This window comes from Streptodolium elevatio, from assembly GCF_053592165.1.
Genome location: NZ_JBSFVE010000002.1, coordinates 605,734 through 627,844, shown reverse-complemented (window position 1 = coordinate 627,844; position 22,111 = coordinate 605,734). Strand labels below are relative to the sequence as shown.

The following is a 22,111-nucleotide window of genomic DNA, read 5'->3' as shown; positions in this document are numbered from 1 at the left end:
CGGGGTTGTGATCATTCCGATGACCCCGCCGACCGGCACCGGCATAGTCACCAGCATGATGGACGCCGACGGTACGACGGCGGACCGCACGACGCAGGGCAGGGGCACGGGCACAGGGCATATGCGCACCACCGACGACACACTGCCCGCGCCCGCGTACGCCACCGCAGACTCCCCGAACGAGGACGCCCGCGCCGCCGACGTCGACCTGCGCCACCACGGGGACCGCGAAGCCACCCCGGGCCTCGTCGACCTCGCCGTCAACGTGCGCGGCAGCGCACCCCCGGCCTGGCTGACCGAACGCATCGCCGAAAGCCTCACGCGCCTCGCCGCGTACCCCGACCCCACCGCCGCGCGCGCCGCGGTCGCGGCCCGGCACCGGCGCCCGGTGGACGAAGTCCTGCTCACCGCGGGCGCCGCGGAGGCGTTCGTCCTGCTCGCCCGCGCGCTGACCCCGCGTCACACCGTGGTCGTGCATCCCCAGTTCACCGAACCGGAGGCCGCGCTGCGGGCGGCCGGGCATACTGTGCGTCGGGTCCTCCTCACCGAACGGGAGGGCTTCGGCCTGGACCCGGCACGTATCCCGGAGGAGGCCGACCTCGTGGTGATCGGTAACCCCACCAACCCGACATCCGTCCTGCACAGCGCCGAGACGCTGGCCGCACTGGCCCGCCCCGGGCGCGTCCTCGTCGTCGACGAGGCGTTCGCCGACACCGTCCCCGGCGAACCCGAAAGCCTTGCCGAACGACGCGACCTCACAGGCCTCGTCGTCGTCCGCAGCCTCACCAAGACCTGGGCCTTGGCAGGCCTCCGCATCGGCTACCTGCTCGCCCCCTCCGACCTGGTACGACGCTGCGTGGAAGCGCAGCCGCTGTGGTCGGTGTCGACTCCCGCACTCGTCGCGGCCGAGGCGTGCAGCGGCCCCGACGCCCTGGCCCGCGCGTCCGCCTCGGCCGTTACGCTCGCGACAGATCGGGCGTTCCTTGTCGAAAGACTGCGGGCGATACCCGGGGTCCGGCTCCCCGTCGAACCCCGTGCCTCGTTCGTGCTGGCGCACGTCGAGGACGGCCTCAAGGTCCGCGAACTCCTGCGCGAGCGGGGCTTCGCGGTCCGCAGGGCCGACACCTTTCCGGGCCTCGGCCCGGACTGGCTCCGGATAGCGGTACGGGACCGTGCCACGACAACAGCCTTCACGGCTGCACTAGAGGGAGTGTTGACGACATGAGCGAGCCGGACGAGATTCGTTCAGCTCAGGGGCCGCAGGGCATGGACGGCGGGCCGGGTCACCCCGGCGCTCCGGGCCCGGCGTACGCGTACCCCGGCGTCGACGACCTCGGCGATCTCGACGACTTGGACGACGACGACGCGCTGCTGATGCCGGGGCCGCAGGGCGGTTGGGCCGAGGTGCCGTCGCCGGAGTCGGGGCAGTACGCGGCCCAGGCGCCGGTCGAGGGAGAGGGGCTCCCGGGCCGGCCGGCGGCGCCGCAGCAGCGGCCGATGGCGCCGCAGCCCGGTATGGTCCAGTCCGGCATGGTCCAGCCTGGGGTGCCGCAGCCGGGTGTTCCGCAGTCCGGACTTCCGCAGCCCGGCGTTCCGCAACACGGCTTGGCGCAGCCTGGAGTTGCGCAGCCTGGTGTTTCCCAGGCCGGTGTGCCGCAGGCTGCCGTGCCGCAAAGCGCTGTGCCGCACAGTGCTGTGCCGCAACACGCGTCGCCTCAGCAGACCGCCCCGGCGCAGCACGACGCGCCGCAGTACGTCGTGCCGCAGCACATGCCGCAGCCGCCGCAGACCACACAGCCTGCCGCACCGCACGCGGGGGCGCCGTCCCCCGCGACGCGGCCCGAGCCGGTGCACCCTCAGCCGATGGACGCGGCCTCGCAAGGCGTTCCGCAGCCCGGCATGCCGCAGCCCGGCGGCCCGGTCCCGGGCGGTGGCCAGGCGCCCGGCGCACCGCAGTTCGGCGGCCCTCAGGGGCCCTCGTCGCAGCTCGGACCCGTGACCCCCCATGTCGGCCAACCGCAGTTCGACCCGGCCGCCGGTCCGGCGGCATACGGCGGCGCCGACGTACCGGGTGCCGCATACCCCGGGATGCCGCAGGCCGCGGAGCCCGCGGCGGCACCGCAGTTCGGCGGCCCGCAACCCGTCCCGCCGCAGGGCGTACCGCAGTTCGGCGGCGCACCGGGGGACCAGGCCGGATCGGGCGCGCTCGGCGCGGTGCCGCACGCGGGGACCGGGCCGACATCGGGCCCCGTACGCTCGCTCGCCGACCGCATGTCGGCCGCTGCCGCGGCTCCGGTCCCGCAGTCGGGCCTCACGCCGGTGCAGCCGGGGGTCCCGCAGGCCGGCGCGCCCGCGTCACCGCAGCAGTTCGGCCCGGGCCAGGCACAGCCGCACGGTCCGGGCCAGGCCCCGGGGCCGCAGCCGGTCCGGCACCAGCCCCAACCGCAGCCTCACTTGCCCGCGCAGCAGCCGGCGGCTCCGCAGGCGCAGACGCCTCCGGCCGCCGACGCTGCGGGTGGTGTCCGTGCCGAGGGACAGACGGAGCAGCAGCCGCAGGCCCAACCGCGGTCCCAGGCTCAGGAGGCGTTCCCGCAGCCGGGTTCACACGCCGCCCCCCAGCCGGGCCCTCAGTCGGCTCCGCAGCAGATTCCCGGGCAGGCATCGGCGGTTGCCCCGCAGGCGACCGACAGCGGTGCCGCCCAGGCGGGGATGCCGGGCACCGCCATCCCGGCATCCGGCGTACGCCCCGGAACGGTTCCGCCGGGCGGCCCCGGTGACCCGCTGCCCGGTGGGTCCGGGCCGGTCGCGGTGCCTCCGCAACATCAGAACCCGCACCACTCCGGCGCCTTGGCCTCCGCCGAGGTGACGTTCACGACGCCCGGCGGGGACGCGTCCGGACAGGTGCAACTACCGCATCAGCCGTCCGGATCGCCGCAGTCGCAGCCGGTCCAGGCGATGTCCGGAGGAGCCCCGCTCACGCAGGGGCCGCGGACGACGCTCCCGCCCCGGCGGCAGCGCCGGGTGGGCCGAGGCCCCGCGTCCGCGCAGTACCAGGCCGCGCGGGCCCCGTCAGGCGATGCGGCGCCGGGCGCCCAGGGCGCGCAAGGTGCGCAGAGCGCGCAAAGTGCGCAGAGTGTCCCGGGTGTGCAAGGTGCCCAACGCGCACAAGAGGCGGCAATCCCCGCACAGCCCATTGCCGAGGTCACGGCCCGTCTGACGCCTCCCGCCGCTGACGCGGCACCGGCGGCCGCGCCGCCGGCGACCACGGGGCCGGCCTCCGGACCGGTCCCGGATGCCGCCTCGCATCAGGCCCCGCCGCCCGCGGGCGCGAACACCGGTGCCAACTCGCCGGGTTCGGATGTCCCGCGGATTCCGCCGCCGCCGGTCGGCCCGGTGCAGTCCGGCGACGTCGCCCAGGCGGGCCCCGCGCAGCCGACTCCGGCGCAGGAGACTCCGCCCGCCGCGGCTCCCGCGGAGTCGGCGCAGCCTGCCTCCGTAGAGGACGGACCGGGCGAGTCGGCTGCGGCAAACCCGGTACAGGCGGGGGCAGCGCCGGCCGGATCCGCGCCGATGGCTCCGACGCCGACCGAACAGGCCGCATTCGCCACTTCCACGCCCACGGCCACGCCGACACCCCCTGCCGCCGAGCAGCCGGGCGTCGCCGAGACCGCCGCGCCGGCGCCGCAGCAGGCGGTTCCGACCGGCGCCGCAGAGCCCGCGGCCGAAGCCGCGGGCTCGCCGCGCCGCATGCGTACGGCCGCGTTTGCCGACCCGGACGCGGCCGCGCCTCGCGGCGTACGCTCGCGCAACCTGCGCGCGCGAGGCGCCGAGACCGCCCAGGCGGACGCGCCCGAGGCCACGAACACCCCCAACACCCCGAGCGCCCCGGCCGTGCCGGCTCCCGCTGAGGTTGTGGCGCCGAGTTCCGGTACGCCGGACCCGCAGTCGCAGGCCGTACAGCCGCAAGCCGTACAACCCCCGTCGGCGCCCGCCGCCGTCGAGCCGCCTGCCCAGCAGGCGCCCGCGGCACCGGCCGCAGCCGCCGCAACTGCTGCGGGCACGCCTTCTCCGGCTTCCGCGGCGGACAACTCGGCGACGGGACAGGCTGCTTCGCCGTCGCGTACGCGGATCAGCGGCGTACGGCCCCGCGGGCGTACCCGTCAGGTCCCGGTCCAGGAGCCGGCGGCGAACGATCCGCAGCGCGAGACAGCAGGAGCCTCGGGCCCGGCAGTTGCCGCAACGGGCCCTGTTTCGCCGCAGGGCGCCACCTTCGGTCCCGAAGGCGCGAACGTGGTGAACCTGCCCGCCACGGCTGACGCCGCCGCCCCGGCCGCGGGTCCGCCCGCGCCGGAATCGGCAACGCGGACACCTGCCGCGACCGTCCCCGCACAGCCGGGGGAGAGCGTTCAGGCCGAGGCAACTCCCGCCGCGGTCGCCGAAACCGCCGGGCAGGACAACCCGGCGATGCCGTCGGCGTCGGCCGGCGACACCAACCCGGCCGACGGGGCAACTAGCCCCGCGGCACAGGCAGCACAGGCCGCACAAGGTGCCCAGGGTGCCACCGCGCCTGCCGAGGGGCCGAATGCCGGTGTCCGGCAGCCGGTCCCGGGTGCCGCCGCGGGCCCGGCCGGGGCAAATGCCGTTCCGCCGGTCGCAGCCGGCGGCGCTCCGACCCTTCCGCCCCCAGGCCGGGTCGCCGCGCGCCGGGCGCGCCAGGCGGGCGTGGCTCCCGCGCCCGCCCCGGCTCCGGCCCCCGCGCCCGCTCCAGCCCCGGCCCCCGTGCCCACTGCCGTACCGGCACAGGCCGATGGTCAGGCAGGCGCCGCACCCGCACCCGCACAGAGCATCCCGGTGGCGGCAACGCCCGCGGCCGGTGTGCCGGTCGCGCCGGCACACCAGGGGCCCATCCCCGTTCCGCCGGTGGTCCCGGTTCCCGGCGCCGCGTCGGCACCGGCGGGCAGTGTCCCGAGCAGCCCCGGCACGACCAGTACGACAGGCGACACAGGCAACACAGGTGACGTCGGCAAGACGGGCAAGGAAGACGTGACGGACACCCCGGTTACCGCAGCAACCCCCGGTCAGGCGGCACCGGCCGGTACGCCTGCCGAGCAGCAGGCCTCTCCCGGCGCGGTCGCGGCGTCTTCCGCCGAGCAGGGCGCCGAGGCCGTTCGCGGTCGTAGGCGGGTCCGCCTGGCGGCGGTTCCCCAGGGCGAGCCGGCGCAGCCCGCCGCCGCTTCCGCACCGGGCGACGCCGGACCAGGGTCCGCTGTCCCGCAGCCCACCGTTCCGCAGCCCACCGCCGCCCAGTCTGCTGTTTCGCAGACAGCCGAGGCCACACCGGGCCCGGCACAGGCCGCGGCCGCCGCTCCGGCCCAGGTCGGTGCCCCGGGGCCTGCCGTGTCGCCCGCCGTACCGTCCGAGGGGCAGCCTGAGGAGCAGGCGGCGTCCGCCCCAGCGCCCGCGCATGCCGCCCCGCAGGGTGGTCAGCAGCAAGAGACGCCTGCGGCCGCGGGTAGTTCCGTCCCGCAGCCTCCCGCGCACCCCGGCCCCACCCAGGCGGCGCCCGTCCAGCCCGACGCCGCGCGGGCGCCGAGGGCACATGCGGTCGCACCTGCCCCGCAGGAGGCCGGCCAGGACGCCGCTCCGGCGCCTGCCGCCGAGGCGGGCACCCCGGCGGACGGCACGGCCGCGTCGGACCCCGCACCCGAGGCGGGGCCGGCCGCCGCCCCGTCGCAGGACGGGCCCCGCGCCGAAGCAGCCGAAATCGAAGCCGACGGCGAAACCGGCCCCGGACCCGAAGACGACGCGGACACGGGCACGGACACGGACACGGACACGGACAACGAGACCGAGACCGAGACCGAGGGCGAAACCGAGATCGACACCGCGAGCGAAGGCACGACCGACGTCGGGACCGACCCCGCGCCCGGCTACGGCGAGTCCGACCGCGAGGCGGTGCACCGCGTCATGCGCGAGCGCCGCGACGTACGCACCGGCTTCCGCTCCGACGCGGTTCCCGACGAGGTCCTCATCCGCGTCCTGGAAGCCGCCCACCACGCGCCCAGCGTCGGCTTCTCGCAGCCGTGGGACTTCGTCGTGATCCGCAACGAGGAGACCCGCGCGGGCGTTCAGCGGCTCGCCGCTCGGCAGCGGGAGGCGTACGCCGCGTCGCTGCCCAAGGCCCGGGCCAAGCAGTTCCTCGGCATCAAGACCGAGGCGATCCTCGAGACGCCGGTCAACATCGTGGTGACGGTGGACTCGACGCGCGGCGGCCGGCACACCCTCGGACGCCACACGCAGCCGCAGATGGGCCCGTACTCGAGTGCGCTCGCGGTCGAGAACCTGTGGCTCGCGGCCCGCGCGGAGGGCCTCGGCGTCGGCTGGGTCAGCTTCTTCGACGAGCGCGAGCTCAGCCATGCGCTCGGGCTTCCCGAGCACCTGGAGATCGTCGCGTACCTGTGTGTCGGCTACGTCGACGCGTTCCCCGACGAGCCGGAGCTCGGGCAGTCCGGCTGGGCGAAGCAGCGTCCGCTGTCGTGGGTGGTGCACGAGGAGGAGTACGGGCGGCGCGGGCTGCCCGGCGAGGACCCCGTACGCCTGCTCGACGAGACGATCCGCTCGGTGCGGCCGCTGGACGCCAAGGCGCTCAGCGCAGCCTGGGACCGGCACAAGGTGATGACCAAGCCCGCCGGCTCGCTCGGCGTGCTGGAGATGATCTCGGCGCAGCTGGCGGGTCTGTCGCGGACCTGTCCGCCGCCGGTCCCGGAGCCTGCCGCGGTGGCGGTGTTCGCCGCCGACCACGGGGTGCACGCGCAGGGCGTGTCGCCGTGGCCGCAGGAAGTCACCGCGCAGATGGTGCAGAACTTCCTCGCGGGCGGCGCGGTCGTCAACGCGTTCGCCCGGCAGATCGGCGTCGAGGTCTGCGTCGTGGACGTCGGCGTCGCGTCCGAGCTCCCGGTGGGGGCCGGCCTGCTGCCGCGCAAGGTGCGCCCGGGTACCGCCGACATGACGCAGGGCCCCGCTATGTCGCGCGAGGAGGTCATGCGTGCCATAGAGGTCGGCATCGAGACGGCGCGCGACCTGGTGACCGCCGGGAACCGCTGCCTCCTCACCGGCGACATGGGCATCGCGAACACGACCGCGTCGGCGGCGCTGATCGCGGTGTTCACCGGCACGGACGCCGCCGAGGTGACCGGCCGCGGCACCGGCATCGACGACAGCACCCACGACCGCAAGGTGCAGGTCGTCCGGGCCGCGCTCGCCAAGCACGCGCCGGACCCCGACGACCCGATCGGGGTGCTGGCCGCGGTCGGCGGGCTGGAGCACGCCGCGCTGGCCGGGTTCATCATCGGCGGCGCGGCGATGCGTACACCGGTGGTGCTCGACGGTGTGATCGCGGGGGCCGCGGCTCTGGCCGCGCACCGCATCGCGCCGGACGCGCTGGCGGCCTGCATCGCGGGCCACCGCTCCGCCGAGCCGGGGCACGCCGCCGCGCTCGCGAAGCTGGGGCTGCGCCCGCTGGTCGAGCTGGAACTGCGGCTGGGCGAGGGAACCGGGGCCGTCCTGGCCCTCCCCCTGGTGCAGAGTGCGGCCCGCGTGATGCACGATGTGGCGACGTTCGACTCCGCCGGAGTCAGCGGCAAGACGGGCTGACCCGCCCACCGCGCGGGGCGTGTCCCCGTCCCGCGCGGTGCGGCCCGGGGCCGCACCGGCCCGGGTTCCGACGGATAGTGAGAAAGAGCGCCATGTCCCCGAAGTACGACGACGTCCCGGCCTACCCCGCGGGCCTCCGGCTCGCCGGCCGCCGGGTCGTCATGGTGGGGGCCGGCACGGTCGCCCGCCGCAGACTGCCCGGGCTCGTCGACGCGAAGGCCGATGTGCTGGTCGTCGCGCCGGAGGCCACGCCGTCCGTCGAGGCGATGGCCGACGACGGCGAGCTGCGCTGGGAGCGGCGCGGTTACCGGGGCGAGGACCTGGACGGCGCCTGGTACGTCATCGCCGCCACCGACGACCCGGCGGTGAACGCCGCCGTCGAGGCGGACGCCGAGGCGCGCCGGATCTTCTGCGTGCGCTCCGACGACGCCTCGCACGCCAGCGCCTGGACCCCGGCGAGCGGACGGCACGACGGCCTGCAGATCGCGGTGCTGGCGGGCGGCGACCCGCGCCGCGCCGCCGCGGTCCGCGACCGCGTGCTCGAGGAGCTGCGCGAGGGCACGCTCGGTGCGGCGCACTACCGCGCCAAGCGGGCCGGGGTGGCCCTGGTCGGCGGCGGGCCCGGCGACCCGGACCTCATCACCGTGCGCGGCCGCCGCCTGCTGGCCGAGGCCGACGTCGTGATCACCGACCGCCTCGGGCCGCGCGCCCTGCTGGACGAACTGCCTTCCGACGTCGAGGTGATCGACGCCGCGAAGATCCCCTACGGCCGGGCGATGGCCCAGGAGGCGATCAACGAGGAGATCATCAGGCACGCGTCCGCGGGCAAGTTCGTCGTGCGTCTGAAGGGCGGCGACAACTACGTCTTCGGCCGCGGCTTCGAGGAAGCCATCGCGTGTGCGCGGGCCGGCATCCCGGTCGAGGTGGTGCCGGGCATCACGAGCGCGATCTCGGTCCCGGCCATCGCGGGCATTCCGGTGACGCACCGCGGCGTGGCCCACGAGTTCACGGTCGTCTCCGGGCACGTGGCCCCCGACAACCCCCAGTCCCTGACGGACTGGCCCGCGCTCGGGCGCCTGCGCGGCACCCTCGTCCTGCTCATGGCGATGGAACGTCTCGGCGCCATCGCGGACACCCTCGTCTCGCACGGCCGTGCCGCGGACACCCCGGTGGCGATCGTCCAGGAGGGCACGATGGCGACGCAGCGCGTGCTGCGTACCACTCTTGCCGCCGCCGCGGCCGACGCCCGGGAGCACGGCATGCGTCCTCCGGCCATCGTCGTCATCGGCGACGTCGTGGCCGTCGCCGACGAGATCGCCGGAGCCCGGTAGGCCGGACCGCCTCGTCGTGAGGCTCGCCCGCGCACCGGGTCGCGGCCGAATCGATCTTCGTCGGTACGGTGTGCGCGGTAGGTACGCGGTCTTCTGATTCGGCAAGGAGCGGTTCATGGCGTTCGGCCTCGGCTGGCGGCTGCACGGGGACGGGGGGACCCCGGCGCCAGGAGAAGTGGTGCGGCCGGACGAGCGGTTGTCGTGGGGACGCACGGCGGGGCTCGGCGCGCAGCATGTCGTCGCGATGTTCGGGGCGACGTTCGTGGCCCCGGTGTTGATGGGGCTGGACCCGAACCTCGCGGTGATGCTCTCCGGCGTCGCCACGGTGATGTTCCTGCTCATCACGCGCGGGCGCATCCCCAGTTACCTGGGGTCGAGCCTGTCGTTCGTGGGGGTCGCGGCGTCCATCAAAGCGGCCGGCGGCAGCGTGCAGACCGTGACGGGCGCGATGCTCGTCGTCGGCGTGGTGCTGCTCGCGGTGGGGCTCGTCGTGCACGCGCTGGGCGCGCGCATCGTGCACGCGGTGCTGCCGCCGGTGGTCACCGGCGCCGTCGTCATGATCATCGGGTTCAACCTGGCGCCGGTCGTGGCCCGCACGTACTGGCCGCAGGACCAGTGGATCGCTCTGCTGACCATGGCGTTCACACTCGTCGCAATGGTCGTCATGCGCGGATTCTGGTCGCGGATCGCGGTGTTCCTCGGCCTGGTGTTCGGGTACGCCGCCTCCTGGCTGTTCGACCGCGTGTTCGGCGAGATCAACTCCGCGACCGCCTCGGGGGAGGTGACCGACCACAACCGCGTCGACTTCTCCGGCGTCGGTTCCGCCGACTGGTTCGGCCTGCCGAGCCTGCACGCGCCCGACTTCAAGCTTTCCGCCGTCCTGCTCGCGCTGCCCGTCGTCATCGCGCTGATCGCCGAGAACGCCGGCCACGTCAAGGCCGTCGCGGAGATGACCGGCGACGACCTCGACCCCGAACTGGGCAGGGCCATCGCGGCCGACGGCGCCGCGTCCGTGCTGTCCACGTCCGTCGGTGGGCCGGCGACCACGACGTACGCCGAGAACATCGGGGTCATGGCCGCGACCCGGGTCTACTCCACGGCCGCCTACTTCGCCGCGGCCGCGTTCGCGATCCTGTGCGGGCTGTGTCCGAAGTTCGGGGCCGTCGTGGCGGCCACCCCGGGCGGCGTGCTCGGCGGCATCACGGTCGTGCTGTACGGCATGATCGGCCTCCTCGGCGCGAAGATCTGGCACGAGAACAAGGTCGACCTCGGCAACCCGCTCAACCTCGTGCCGATCGCCGCCGGCGTCATCATCGGCATCGGCAACGTGTCCCTCGAGTTCACCGACGACTTCCAGCTCGACGGCATCCCCCTCGGTACCATCGTGACCATCGTCGGCTACCACGTACTGCGGCTGTTCGCCCCGCCGCACCTCAAGAGCGAGCCGCCGCTCGTCGACGCGGCGGTCCCCGGCGGCACCTCCGAACCGGGCGGGGAGCGCGCATGACCGGGCCGATCGTACGCATCGGGGACGCGGACGACCCGCGCCTGACCGACTACACGAACCTCACCGACGTCGAGCTGCGCCGCCGCCGCGAGCCCGCCGAGGGCCTGTTCATGGCCGAGGGCGACAAGGTCATCCGGCGGTCCCTGGACACCGGGCACCCGCTGCGGTCGATGCTGCTGACCGAGCGGTGGCTCGACACGATGGCCGACGTCGTCGCACTCGCCGCCGAGTCCGGCGCGCCGGTGTACGTCGCCGCGCCCGAGATCGTGGAACGCGTCACCGGCTACCACGTACACCGCGGTGCGCTCGCGTCCATGCAGCGCAAGCCGCTGCCCGAGCCCGCCGAACTCCTGGGCCTCGCCGGCCCGTCGGCCGCAGCCGGTCAGACCGGCCCGGGGCGGATCGCGGTCTTCGAGGGCTTCGTCGACCACGCCAATCTCGGCGCGGCGTTCCGCAGCGCGGCCGCACTTGGCATCGGCGCGATCCTGCTCTCGCCGGACTGCGCGGACCCGCTTTACCGCCGCGCGGTCAAGGTGTCGATGGGGGCGGTCTTCTCGGTGCCGTACGCGCGGTTCGCCGAATGGCCCTCCGGCCTGGCCGTGTTGCGCGACGCGGGGTACCGCGTACTTGCCATGACCCCCGACGAACGGGCCAAGCCCCTCGACGAGTTGCCGCCCGAACAGTTCGAACGATGCGCGCTCGTGCTCGGCTCGGAAGGCCACGGCCTGTCCCGCGGCGCGCTCGACGCCGCCCACGAGTGGGTGCGCATCCCGATGGCCGCCGGAATCGACTCGCTCAACGTCGCCGCCGCCTCGGCCGTCGTCTTCTACGCCACCCGCCCGAAGAGCTGACCGTCCTCTCGCCACCGAAGTACTGACCAACTCCTGTCCGAACCACCACAATTGACGCAGCGGGCAACAGTCCGACCGCGGGTGGCGAAAGGCGGCGGAGGTGAGCGAACGGCTGCTGGCCGAACGGTTCGAACTCCACCAGGAGCTTGGACGCGGCGGCATGGGTGTCGTCTGGCACGCCACCGACACCGTGCTCGGCCGCCCCGTCGCGGTCAAGTGCCTGCACGCGCCCACGATCCAGGGCGACCCGGCGATCCGCGAGGTCCTGGTACGCGAGGCCCGGGCCGCCGCCCGCCTCAACCACCCCGGCGCGGTCACCGTGCACGACGTGGTGCGGGACGGGGCCGACGTCTACATCGTCATGGAGTACGTCCAGGCCCCGACCCTCGCCGCCGTCGTCGACACCTACGGCCCGCTGTCCGCGGACCGCGTCGCCGTGATCGGCCGCCGCCTCGCCGAAGTCGTCGCCGCCGCGCACCGGCTCGGCATCGTGCACCGCGACATCAAGCCCGAGAACGTCATGCTGCTGCCCGGCGACCGGGTGAAACTGGCCGACTTCGGCATCGCCCGCCGCCTCGACGACAGCCCGTGGACCGGCACCGTCGTCGGGACCCCCGCATACATGGCCCCCGAGCAGATCCGCGGCCACCCCGAACCGGCGTCCGACCTGTGGGCGTTGGGCGCCACGCTCTACCACGCGGTCGAGGGAGCCGCGCCGTTCGACGGGGACGGCATCGTCGCGATCGTCGCCGCGGTCATCACCGACCCGGTGCCACAGGCCCCGCACGCGGGGGACCTCCTCGGCCCGGTCATCGAAGCGCTGCTGGCGAAGGACCCGGCCGACCGCATGGACGTCGACGGCGTGTTGCACGCGCTCGGCGGCGTACGCGGCGGGCGGCCACTGGCCCTGCCCGCGCCTTCCTCGGATACCGGGGTTGCGAACGCCAGTTCGGCACCGACCACCCCGCTCCCGCCGCTGCCGTCGCTCCCGCCGCGGCACTCGACACTCGAACTCCCGCCCGGCGTCGTGCCCGGACCGGTGGTCCCGGTGCCCGGGTCCGCCGCCTCCCGCGCGGAGGCCGGGTACCTCCCGGGGAGCGGGGTCCGGACCGGGACGGCCGCCAAGGCACCCGCATCCAGGCCCGGTCGCGAACCGGTACGCCGACGCGGCGCGTTGGTCCTCGTCGGGCTCGCGGCCCTGGCGGTGGTCGTCACCTGGATCGCGTCGTGGGCCACCCTGGAGTTCCACACGGTGCCCCTGGGCAGCGAATCCGCCGGCTTCGCCGCGCAGCCGTGGGAGTCCTGGGAGATGGGTGCGGCATTCGGTACGGAACCGGACCCGTCGCGCGGGGGAACCGACGCGGCGGACTCCGATGTCCGGGTGCTCGACTGGATGTTCGTGGCGGAAGGCCTTCCGAAGGACAGCGGGCTGCTTGCCGTCATGCTCGCCGCGACCCATCTGCCGTTCCTCCTTGTGCTGATCGCGGCACGCCTGGCGTTCTCGGACCGGCACGCCGAGACCGCGGCCGCGCTGCTCACCGGCGGAGCCGCCGTCTGGCTCGTCGACGGCGTCGCGATCCGCAGTACCGCGGTCCCGACCGGCGAGGACGGCGTGCACGCGATCCTCGACTACGCCCCGTACCTGGCAGCGTGGGCGACCGGCATGTTCGCCGCGCTCCTGCTGCTGTACCGGGCGCGCTTGCGCCCGCGGCCGGGGGCCACCGTGGCGGCGCTCGTGTGCGCGCTGCTTGGCTCCGCGTCCGTCCTGGTCACCGCGCCCGAGGGATCGGCGCGCGTCATGGGCGTGGCGATGACCGGCATCGTCCTGCTGGTCGGCGGCCTCGCGCGGCCGTACCGCGTGGCCGCCGGGATCCTGGGCGGATGGGCGCTGGCCACGGCACTCAAGTGGTCCGTGGCCGCGATCCTGGTGGCCTCCCGCCCCGGCGGACGCGACCACGACACATGGACCGACCTCACCGCCGTCACCGCCGAGCAGATGGCGCCCTGCCTCATCGCCGCCGCCGTAGCCGGCACCTTCGCCCTCGAACGCGCCCTGCGCACCTGACCCCGATCGGCGAACTCCCAGGCGGGGCAGGGTGCCACGCCGGTGCGCGGCCGGCACGCGCAGGCGCCGGCGATGGGCACGACTGGGGGCGGAGGGGGGCGGTGGAGGTTTCACAGCGGCGGAGGAACAGGTCCGCACGGCATGGCGGGAGGGACGTGCCGCCGACCTCGGAGCCGGACACGCCGCCACCGACGCCGCATCGGCGCCGGTTGGAGATCAGCGGGTACGCGGGACCGCGCTGCGCACTCTTGGCGGAGGCGGCCGAGAACAGCCACTTCCGCCGAACTGCGGTGCGCGGCGAACGCGACCCAGGTGGTGTCGATGCGCCTGCTCGGCTGCCATATCGCCGTCCCGGGCGGGTTTGCTGGTGCTTGCGTACCGGGCCGCGGGTCTCGGTCGCGTCGACGATGCGCGGACGGTGGCGATCGCCTTCTTCTACGCGCAGGCGGATTGTGTCGGCTGGTGAAGAAGGAGTAGTGCAGGGGCGTGCGTCAGGGCGTGGTGCGGGGCGCCGAACGGGGGCGGCGTGCTGTCCGGTTGCGGCGCATGCGGGTGTGGATGGTTGTGCCGCGGTCCCAGACGAGGGGGTGCAGGCTGTCGGGGTCCTTCGGCGCCGCCGGGTCCGACTCGAGTTGTTCGCGGGCCAGGCGGGCCGCGGTGACGCGGTCGTGATAGTTGTCGAACACCTGGACTTCCAGGCTGAAATCGGTGTGGATGCAGTCGTACACCATGCCGAGACCGGATGCCGCTCCGGGCCGCGCCGGGTCCAGCGGACCGATCTCCACCGCCCATTCGCGCAGCCACTCCGCGGTGCCGGGCAGCACGAGCAGTCCCGCGCGGACGCCGATCACCGGGCGGCGGTGCCGCTCGTCGTAGCCGTGGAAGTGCCGAGGCGGACGGTTGCGGAACCATGCCTGGGTGTCGGCGAGCGCCTCCGCGTATCCGGGGGTGTGCAATCGGACCGTGCCTTCGGAGGGCGTGGAAAGCGGTAGACGGCGCCGGAGTTCGCGGGCCGCTCGGTCACCGAAGGGTGCCAAATGCGCGGGGGCGATCACGATCGGCGGTGACGGTTCCGCATCGAATGGATTCGTGTCCAGGAATGGCCGGTCCACGACCAAGACGGTGTTCTGTGCGCGTTGGTGCGCCATGCCCCAAAGCAGGGAGCCCAAAAGGAGTGCTCCCGCGCGGTGGGTGACGACGTGCCAGGTGCCGTGGAACTCGTTGACGGCGAAGCGTTCCGCGGTGCCCGGGCGCAGGCCCAGGACCGTGTAGGAACGGCCGTCGAGGCGAAGTGTCCGGCGGTGCAGCTTGAGTCCGTTGTACGCGGTCATCCCGGTCAGCTTTTCACGTCCGTCCTGGTGAGGGTCCGTCATGTCCGTTGTGCGGCAAGGTTCCAGGTGTCGGCACCCGCTTGTCATCCGGTTTTCACCGACGTTTACGCGCGGGAGCCGGTGCGGCGGCGCACGCATCACCCGAACGGCTGTATCGTCGGGCGGTCGGGTTTCCGACCGCACCGGTTTTCGGACCGCCCCATCACCACGCGCCCATTGGACGCGGACAGGCCCCTCAAGGGTGAAGCGCCATTCACTCGCACAGGGGTTGTTCCGCCGTTCGGGATACGCGGAGCGGATTTTCCGCCAAGATAGGGCGCCGTACGAGGGGGATCCGGCGCGCAGGGAACGCTCCGAACTCCGGTCCGGCGCGCGCCGATTCGCTCGGTTCACGGGGGACCGGCGTCCGCGGTCCGGACCAGGTATGGGAAGTGAGGCACAACGGCTTCATGAAGATCATGGGTGTACCCCTGGCCTGGGCCGTCGTCGGCCTGGTCGAATTCGTGCTCCTCGTGGCACTGGTGGCGTACCTGCTGCGGTCCAAGCGCGACACCGGAGTGGCCCTGGCCGGCGACGACACTTGGGAGCGCGATCAAGAGCGACGAAGGCGGAAAGAGCTCTGGTACGGCATCGCGTCGTACACGCTGCTCTTCTGCTGCGCCGCCATCGCCGCCGCACTGTCGTTCCGCGGCCTGATGGGCTTCGGCCGCGAGAACCTCGGCCTGACCGACGGCTGGGAGTACCTGGTACCGCTCGGCCTCGACGGCGCGGCCATGTTCTGCTCCGTCCTCGCCGTGCGCGAGGCCAGCCACGGCGACGCGGCTCTCGGATCCCGCATCCTGGTCTGGACGTTCGCGGGTGCCTCGGCGTGGTTCAACTGGGTGCACGCCCCGCGCGGCATCGGCCACGCGGGCGCGCCGCAGTTCTTCGCGGGTATGTCGCTGTCCGCCGCGGTGCTGTTCGACCGCGCGCTGAAGCAGACGCGCCGTGCGGCGCTGCGCGAACAGGGCCTCATCCCGAGGCCGCTGCCGCAGATCCGCATCGTCCGCTGGCTGCGCGCACCGCGGGAGACGTACGCGGCCTGGTCGCTCATGCTGCTCGAGGGCGTGCGTACGCTCGACGAAGCCGTCGAGGAGGTCCGCGACGACCGCCGTGCAAAGCAGGACACGCGGGAGCGGCGCCGTCTGCAGAGCAAGCGCGAGCGCGCGCAGCTGAAGGCGATCAGCCGTGGCGACGGCCGCAATTGGGGCCGTTCCGGCCCGCGTCAGGAGATCGCGGCGCTGCCGGGAGGTGGGGGCTCCGAAGCTGTTTCGGAGCCGGCCATAGCCGACAGCACATCCGGCCCCGCAGCCTCCACCCTCGACGCCCCGCACTCCGCGGGCCGTCCTGCCCTTCCCGCGCCGACCGAGGGAGCTGCCGCCGAACGCGAACGCGACGTCATCGACCTCACCGCCGAGGACGACACGATGACGCTGCCGCGCCTCGACTCGTTGGAGCGCAAACTGAAGGATCTGGAACGCCAGTTCGGCTGACCGGACACCGTTACGCGGAAGGCGCCCTCCACCCGATTCCCCGGGGCGGAGGGCGCCTTCGCGTACCCGCGCCTTCGCGTGCCTGCGTCTTCGCGTAAGTGCGCATCCATGCGTGACGGCCGTGCGTCACATCCGCGTCGGAGGCGCGGAGCAGGAGCCGAAGGGCACGAGCAGCACAGACTGCCGTGGCCGTGAACCGCAGTACTCGGCGGGCGCGTGCGCTGTCCTCGGTCAGCCCCCAGCCCTGGCGCGCAATTGCAGGCGGTTCCGATTGGCATGCGGCGCGGGCAGCCAGTGAGCGGGAGTTGGCTCGGGCAGGAGAACACGGTGACAGACGGCCGTTGGTGGACGGGGCGAACTGTCGATCACGCACCGGGCATCGGGCCTTGCGCACCGGGCGCCGATTGCGGTGCTGGGAGACCTCACCGGCTGCGTGTGGCCATGCAAAGCACCGAACACCCCGGATCCGGCGAACCTTCCTCGGCGCCGCCTCGATCGCCTGCGCGCCCGTATGTGGCAATTGGGGGTTGCTTGCGCCGGGCTGCTGCCGACGGCGTTCGGCCGTTCAGGCCCCGGCAGCGCCGGGCGAGCGCCCGTCGGCGCTGGTTGGCGGCGCTCAGCTCAGAGTGCCGTCGGGGCGTACGGCGTAGCGGCTCACGACGTCGGCCTCGCCGGGGATCGTGACGGTGCGCAGGATCGCCCCCGGCTCGACGGTCCACTTCGTGGCGGTCGCGCGCGGATCCGTCTGCACGGCCTTCACGCCGAGCGGCACCGGGACTCCGCCGTCGAAGCGGAACAACTCGACGAACTGGGTCACCGGACCGCCCGCGCCCGGCGTGCGGGTCAGGACGACGACGACGGCCGGCTCGCCGACGAAGGTCGCCGGGACGGTCTCGGAGAGGTCGACGCGGTCCGCGCCCACCGTCGCCGACCCGTTGATGAGGGTCAGCGACGCCCCGCCGGCCGTCGGGTCGGCGTACGTGCGATTCGCCCAGTCGGCGGCCGGTGCGGTGGCCGCCGGGGCAAGGGCGCCCACGGTCTCGGTCGGCAGCGGGTTGTCCGCGGGCCGCGGGGACCCGGAGTCGCCGTCGGCGCCCTGGAAGGCGGCAATCGCGAGCGCGACGACGGCGGTGACGATCACGAACACGATGGCCTGGTGCATCAGGACGCGGCGGCGGCGCCGTTGGGCGGACGGCCGCGCACCGGACGTCGAGCCGCCTCGCGAGCGCGGTCCGGGGGATGAGGTACCCCGGGGTGCCCCGGGACGCCCCGGGGCGCGGTTCCGGCCCGTGTCGGGGTCGGAATCGCCGCCGCCTCCGTGCGCCTGCGAACCGGCACCCTGCCCGGCACCGGGTCCCGAGTTCGCCCCCGGACCCGTCGAGGCCGCGAGCGCCGCGGCGATACCCGCGACGCCGGGCGCCTTCGATCCGGACTTGTGCCCCGCACCCGACTTCGGTCCCGCCCCCGACTTGGGTCCGGGACCGGCCTTCGCACCCTGGCCGCCGCCCGGGGCCGAGCCCTGTGCCGGGTAGCCGCCCGAACCGGGGCCCGGCCCGGAGGACTTCACGCCGCCGGTGCGCACCGAGCCGGAGCGCGGCCCGGAGTCGCCGGCGGCCTCCGCCTGACGGCGCGCCAGCACGGCGAGTCGGTCGCGTACCTCCTCCGCGCTGGGCCGCATGAGCGGATCCTTCGCGAGGCACGCCGAGATCAGCGGCATCGCGGGGCCGGGGACGCCCTCGAGGTCGGGCTCTTCGTGCACGACGCGGTACAGCAGCGCGTCGACCGGGCCCGAACCGAAGGGCGAACTCCCGCGCCCGGCATAGGCGAGGGTGACCCCCAGGGCGAACACGTCGGTGGCCGGGGTGACCGGTTGCCCGCGCACTTGTTCGGGTGCCAGGAAGCCGGGGGAGCCGACGGCCGTACCCGTATGGGTCAGCGTGCCGGCGCCGTCGGCGTACGCGATGCCGAAGTCGATGATCTGCGGGCCGTCGGGGGACAGCAGGATGTTGGACGGCTTCACGTCGCGGTGCACGACGCCGGCCGCGTGCACCGACACCAGGCCGTCGGCGACCGCCGAGCCGACACGGGCCAGTTCGACGCAGCCGAGCGGTCCGCGTTCACCCACCCGGCGCTGCAGCGACGGGCCGGGGACGTACGCGGTCGCCAGCCACGGCCGGGCCGCCTCCGGGTCCGCGTCCACCAGCGGGGCCGTGCGGTTGCCGCGTACGCGCGCCGCCGCGGCCACCTCGCGCGCGAAACGGGACCGGAACTCAGGGTTGTTGGCCAGCTCCGGCCGGATCAGCTTGAGCGCGACCTTCTTGCCGTGCCGGTCGGTGCCCAGGTACACGACGCCCATGCCGCCCGCGCCGAGCCTGCGCAGCAGCCGGTACGACCCGACGACGCGCGGGTCCTGCCGCCGCAGCCGCACCATCGTCATCGAGGGCGTTCTCCTAGTACCTGGTCGTTCTGGCCTGCGCGGCCGGTTCGAGGTGGACGGCCGCTCCGAGGGGCCTCCCCGGAGGTGATCAGTCGTCTGTGACACACGTTAGAGGAAGGTCAACGGTTCAAGCGGCATCTGCGGCCCGGCGCGCAAAACCGGGTGACATCGTACGGGCCCTCCCGCCACCCTGGACGCGGTCACCCGCCCTGTGCGCATCCGTGCGGAGGCCATGTCCCGGGCCTCCGCGTGCCGTCCGGTTCCGTTCGCTTCCCACCGGTTCTCCGTGCTCCGCTTCTCCTCGGCGTCGCACGGATGTTCGCCCGAATGCCGCCGAACGCCGTCGGCCGAGGCCGATCGGGTGCCGACCCCTTCTCCCACCTGTCAAAGGACCATTTGTGCAGTCTTCCGTGACCGTGACACCCGCCGCGCTGCCCGAGGTGCTGCTCCATGTGGCCGTCGTGCGGCCGGTGTTCCTGTGGGGTGCGCCCGGCATCGGAAAGTCCGCGATGATCCGGCAGTTCGCCGAGGGACTCGGCCTCGAGTGCGTGTCGCTCCTCGGCACGCAGCTCGCCCCGGAGGACCTGATCGGCGTACCGCAGATCGTCGACGGGCGCAGCCGCTTCTGCCCGCCCGAGCAGATCGCCCGCGACGAGCCGTACTGCCTCTTCCTCGACGAGCTCAACGCGGCGTCCCCCGATGTGCAGAAGGCCTTCTACAGCCTGATCCTCGACCGGCGCATAGGCATGTACGAACTGCCCGACGGGTCGGTCGTCGTCGGCGCGGGCAACCGGGCGACCGACAACGCGCTCGCGCGTCCCATGTCGTCCGCCCTCGCGAACCGCCTCGTCCACGTGCATCTGCGCGCGTCCGCCGCCGACTGGCTGACGTGGGCGGTGCACGCGGGCATCCACCCGTGGATCGTCGAATACCTGACGCAGCGTCCTGACCACCTGTGGAGCCCGCCGCCCAAGAGCGAGGAGCCGTTCTCCACGCCGCGTAGCTGGCACATGCTGTCCGACACCCTCGCGTCGTATGGCGACGCCGTCTCGGGCCCGCACGGCACCGAGATCGTGGCACTGCTGGCGCACGGGACCCTGACGGCCACGCACGCCGCCGGGTTCCTCGCGTACCTCAAGACCGTGCGCAACGCCTATGGCCTGGACGCGATCCTCAAGGGCGACGCCCGCTGGCCGGCCGCCCCGGCGGACCGCGACCTGCTGTACTTCCTGGCCGAGACGTTCCGCGCCCGCATGGCCAAGGACCTCCCGGCCGACAAGCGGCACGCGTCGCCCGCCGTGCGGCAGTTCGCGTTCCGGGCCAAGGCCCTGCTCGTCGAGCTGGCCGAGATCTCGTTGGAGATCGCCCAGTTGGTGATCGCCGACGACGAACACGGCAACTCCCGGCTGCCCGGCTGGTTCCTCGTCGACGCGGCCAAGGACATGCCCCGTCTGGTCGCGGCCCGCGCGGGGAAGTGACGGCGTGTCCAGGCCCGCACAAGAGCGCGCGGCACGCCGCCTCCGCACCCGGGACGCCGGCTGGCAGCTTGCCGCGGACAACTGGGCGCTGAAAGGGCTCGCACGGGGCGTATACGTGCGTGACGCCAAGGACGGGCCGCCGGTCGCCTGGGCGCGCATCGACTCGCGCGGCGGCATCCAGGTCAACTCCTACCAGGACGGCCGACCCGAGGAATGGGCCTGGGTGTTCACCCATCTGCTGCTGCACCTCGGGCTCGGCCATGCCGCGCCGGACCGCTTGCGCGAGGCCGGTACGGTGCCGGGCGGGCGGGTGCCCGAGGCGTACTCGGTCGCGTGCTGTGTCGCGGTCGAACGGTTCGCCCAGGAGGCGGTACGCGTCGGCGTACCTCTTGTGCACCAGCCGCCGCTGCCCAATGGCGACGAGACCGCGCTTGCCGAACGCTGGGCGGAGACCGGGATCCCGCCAGAGCTGCGCGGCCTCGGCGCGAACGGTGGGCGACCGTGCTTCGACCATCTGCCCGCGCCGCGCGGCTACGACGCCACGTGCGAGCCGTGGGACTACGACTGGACGGCGTCGTTCGCGCGCAGTCTGGCAAATGCCGCGCAGGACGCCATGGCCCAGGCGAACTCGCAGGCCGGGGGAGTGCGGCGCAAAGCGTCTCAAGGGCCGTGGGACATCGCGCTCAACTGGTTCGTGTCGGCATACCCGCTGCTGGGGGCGCTCGCCGCGGGCTTGACGATCGTCGACGACCCTGCGGTGGCGCGGGCCTGGGACATCTCCATTGCGGCGGTCAGCGCGAGCGCGGGGGAGATCTACGTCAATCCGCATGCCGACCTCACGCGGCAGGAGTGGCGGTTCGTGCTGGCCCACGAGATGCTGCACGCCGCGCTCGGCCACGACCGGCGCGTCGAGGGCCGCGACCCGGAACTGTTCAACATCGCCTGCGACTTCGTCATCAACGACTGGCTGGTCCAGATGGGTGTCGGGGACATGCCCGAAGGGCTGCTCTACGACCCGCAGTTGAGCGGCCTGTCAGCGGAGGCGGTGTACGACACGCTCGCCACCGACCTGCGGCGCGCCCGCAAACTGCGCACGGTCGGGGGACGTACGCACGGCGGCAAGACCGGCGACGTGCTGGGGGACTGGCTGTGCGACCCGCAGTCGGCCGACCGCCGCGGCACGCGGCACCGGGAGCGCAAGAACACGCCGCCGGCGCCCTGGGAGCGCGGTGCGGGGCGGCGCGACGCGGTCGACCTGGACGCCTTCTACCGGCGCGCGCTGTCGACCGGACTGGCGTACCACGACACATCGCGGGGACTGGTGCCCGCGGGACTGATCGAGGAGATCCGGGCGCTCGAACACCCGCCGTTGGCCTGGGACGCCAAGCTGGCCCGGTGGTTCGACGAGCACGTGCGCGCGCCCGAGTACCGCCGCTCGTACGCGCGTGCCTCGCGTCGCCAGGCGGCCACCCCGGACATCCCGCGTCCGGGCCGCCACCTCCCCGAGGAGGCCGTGGAGCAGTGCACGTTCGGCGTGGTGCTGGACACGTCGGGGTCGATGGACCCCGAGTTGCTGGGCAAGGCATTGGGGGCGATCGCGTCGTACGCGAGTGCGCGAGACGTGCCGCGCGCCCGTGTGGTGTTCTGCGACGCGGCGGCCTATGACGCCGGGTACATGGCGGTGGAGGACATCGCGGGGAGCGTACGGGTCCGCGGCCGCGGCGGGACGGTGCTGCAACCGGGTGTCGACCTGCTTCAGCGCGCCGAGGACTTCCCGGCGGACGGGCCGATCCTGGTGATCACGGATGGCTACTGCGACCGGGTGGTCGTGCGGCGCGAACACGCGTTCCTGGTGCCACGCGGCGGGCGGCTGCCCTTCACCCCGAGGGGGCCGGTGTTCCATGTGGTGTGACCGGTAGCCTTGCC

Annotated in this window: 9 protein-coding genes and 2 pseudogenes; 9 read left to right on the top strand and 2 right to left on the bottom strand. The window is 73.8% G+C overall.

The features are described 5' to 3' along the window. Positions 1–19: 19 nt before the first annotated feature. The 6 genes and pseudogenes from cobC to ACWD12_RS06905 all read left to right on the top strand — a co-directional run bounded on the left by cobC (position 20) and on the right by ACWD12_RS06905 (position 13,407). The gene (gene cobC, locus ACWD12_RS06930; protein WP_450098659.1) at positions 20–1,225 is read left to right on the top strand and encodes an Rv2231c family pyridoxal phosphate-dependent protein CobC; all 1,206 of its coding nucleotides are present in this window, start codon (positions 20–22) and stop codon (positions 1,223–1,225) included. 4,715 nt (positions 1,226–5,940) lie between these two features. Further along, positions 5,941–7,653 (top strand): annotated as a pseudogene (gene cobT, locus ACWD12_RS06925) (nicotinate-nucleotide--dimethylbenzimidazole phosphoribosyltransferase); the annotation flags it as partial. 92 nt (positions 7,654–7,745) lie between these two features. Next, the gene (gene cobA / locus ACWD12_RS06920; RefSeq protein WP_450098658.1) at positions 7,746–8,984 is read left to right on the top strand and encodes a uroporphyrinogen-III C-methyltransferase; all 1,239 of its coding nucleotides are present in this window, start codon (positions 7,746–7,748) and stop codon (positions 8,982–8,984) included. A gap of 115 nt (positions 8,985–9,099) precedes the next feature. Beyond that, positions 9,100–10,491, top strand: coding sequence for a uracil-xanthine permease family protein (locus tag ACWD12_RS06915; RefSeq protein ID WP_450098657.1), 1,392 nt, complete (start codon positions 9,100–9,102; stop codon positions 10,489–10,491). Further along, entirely contained in the window at positions 10,488–11,342 is an 855-nt protein-coding gene (locus ACWD12_RS06910) for a TrmH family RNA methyltransferase (protein WP_450098656.1), read from the top strand. Before ACWD12_RS06915 ends, ACWD12_RS06910 begins: the two co-directional genes overlap by 4 nt. Before the next feature lie 100 nt (positions 11,343–11,442). Then, the gene (locus ACWD12_RS06905) at positions 11,443–13,407 is read left to right on the top strand and encodes a serine/threonine-protein kinase (RefSeq protein ID WP_450098655.1); all 1,965 of its coding nucleotides are present in this window, start codon (positions 11,443–11,445) and stop codon (positions 13,405–13,407) included. A 491-nt stretch (positions 13,408–13,898) separates the two neighbouring features. On the opposite strand, the gene ACWD12_RS06900 is transcribed toward ACWD12_RS06905, so the two are convergent. Continuing rightward, complete coding sequence (locus tag ACWD12_RS06900) at positions 13,899–14,780, bottom strand: hypothetical protein (RefSeq protein ID WP_450098654.1); 882 nt, start codon at positions 14,778–14,780, stop codon at positions 13,899–13,901. A gap of 416 nt (positions 14,781–15,196) precedes the next feature. Between ACWD12_RS06900 and ACWD12_RS06895 the strand changes: the two genes are divergently transcribed. After that, positions 15,197–16,270: a DUF2637 domain-containing protein gene (locus ACWD12_RS06895; RefSeq protein WP_435839057.1), complete on the top strand. Its 1,074-nt coding sequence runs from the start codon at positions 15,197–15,199 to the stop codon at positions 16,268–16,270. Between the two features lie 1,453 nt (positions 16,271–17,723). On the opposite strand, the pseudogene ACWD12_RS06890 reads toward ACWD12_RS06895, so the two are convergent. Further along, a pseudogene (locus tag ACWD12_RS06890) lies at positions 17,724–18,707 on the bottom strand (serine/threonine-protein kinase); the annotation flags it as partial. A gap of 398 nt (positions 18,708–19,105) precedes the next feature. Here ACWD12_RS06890 and ACWD12_RS06885 point away from each other — a divergent pair. Both ACWD12_RS06885 and ACWD12_RS06880 read left to right on the top strand, forming a co-directional pair. Then, positions 19,106–20,185, top strand: a complete 1,080-nt coding sequence (locus ACWD12_RS06885; RefSeq protein WP_450098653.1) for an AAA family ATPase — start codon at positions 19,106–19,108, stop codon at positions 20,183–20,185. Positions 20,186–20,189: 4 nt separating this feature from the next. After that, a complete protein-coding gene (locus ACWD12_RS06880) occupies positions 20,190–22,097 on the top strand; it encodes a vWA domain-containing protein (RefSeq protein ID WP_450098652.1) in 1,908 nt (635 codons plus the stop codon). Positions 22,098–22,111: the final 14 nt, after the last annotated feature.

Excerpts from the sequence above, each read along its gene's own strand:
- ACWD12_RS06900 (WP_450098654.1), bottom strand. The coding sequence starts at position 14,780 with ATGACGGACCCTCACCAGGACGGACGTGAAAAGCTGACCGGGATGACC.
- cobC (WP_450098659.1), top strand. The coding sequence starts at position 20 with ATGACCCCGCCGACCGGCACCGGCATAGTCACCAGCATGATGGACGCC.
- ACWD12_RS06895 (WP_435839057.1), top strand. The coding sequence starts at position 15,197 with ATGGGTGTACCCCTGGCCTGGGCCGTCGTCGGCCTGGTCGAATTCGTG.
- ACWD12_RS06910 (WP_450098656.1), top strand. The coding sequence starts at position 10,488 with ATGACCGGGCCGATCGTACGCATCGGGGACGCGGACGACCCGCGCCTG.
- ACWD12_RS06915 (WP_450098657.1), top strand. The coding sequence starts at position 9,100 with ATGGCGTTCGGCCTCGGCTGGCGGCTGCACGGGGACGGGGGGACCCCG.
- cobA (WP_450098658.1), top strand. The coding sequence starts at position 7,746 with ATGTCCCCGAAGTACGACGACGTCCCGGCCTACCCCGCGGGCCTCCGG.